Source organism: Flavobacterium plurextorum (assembly GCF_002217395.1).
GTDB lineage: Bacteria > Bacteroidota > Bacteroidia > Flavobacteriales > Flavobacteriaceae > Flavobacterium > Flavobacterium plurextorum.
Genome location: NZ_MUHD01000025.1, coordinates 1 through 1,023, shown reverse-complemented (window position 1 = coordinate 1,023; position 1,023 = coordinate 1). Strand labels below are relative to the sequence as shown.

At 31.2% G+C, this 1,023-nt stretch carries 1 protein-coding gene; it reads right to left on the bottom strand.

What is annotated here, in order from left to right:
- Nucleotides 1-796 (bottom strand): alkaline phosphatase family protein (locus B0A81_RS13380; RefSeq protein ID WP_208861320.1); only part of this gene is annotated, 796 nt, incomplete at its 3' end.
- Nucleotides 797-1,023: the final 227 nt, after the last annotated feature.

The window sequence follows — 1,023 nt, the reverse complement described above, 5'->3', positions numbered from 1 at the left end:
GATCATTTCCATAAGGAGTTGCACGAATAACTCCTGCATCATTCTTCTCATACATTGATTTTAAATCATATGGAAAAACAGGAGCCGCACTTCCGTACAATTTCCCTTCATAAGGATTATTATCTGGAAGACTCTCATTATACACTGAAGCTGGCTTGTATAAATCCCAACCTTTATTAATGTATTTTAAGTAGTTTTTTTCATTATTAAATTCAGAAACCCATTCTGGCAATTTCTCACCATAAAAAGTACTAGAAATGAACGATCCTGTCTTACTATACCAAAATGCCCAATTAGCAAAATGTCCTGCAGGTAAAATTGCACCACGATCTTTAAGGCTCATCCCAATAACTTTTCCATTAAAATTGGTTGCCATTCTAACTTCATCAGTAATCGTAGTACTTTGAAGATTCTTAGGAGACATTGCTCCTTCATCTGCAGTTCCGTCACCAACAGTTTTCACGTCAGCGTCATCAGTACAATACATTTCTTTTCCAAGAGTTCTACTGAACCACTCGTTACCAACAATACCGTGTGTAGCAGGCGTTGTACCAGTATAAATTGAAGCATGCCCAGGAGCAGTATAAGTTGGCATATAATTGTAATGCATATTCTGAAAAACATATCCATTACTCATTAATTTTTTAAAACCATTCGGGGAAAAATCATCAGAAAATCGATATAAATATTCCATTTTCATTTGATCAACTACTATACCTACAACTAATTTGGGACGTTGTTGTGCACTAAGATTTGTAATAACAAAAAGTGTCAACAGTAAAATACTTTTCTTCATGTTTAAATAAATAATTTAAAGACAAAAATACTCATTCAAATCCAAAAATTCTAAAGTATTAATACTTAAGACTGAACAAATAATCATAATTTAACAAAATTAAACTACACACTATCATTGAATCAAAGAAATACTTATTTAAAAACTCTGTTTTCTAGAATTAATAAAAACATTATAAGAAGTAAAAAAAAGAACCTTACACTAAAAAAAAAATCCTCATCAAATAA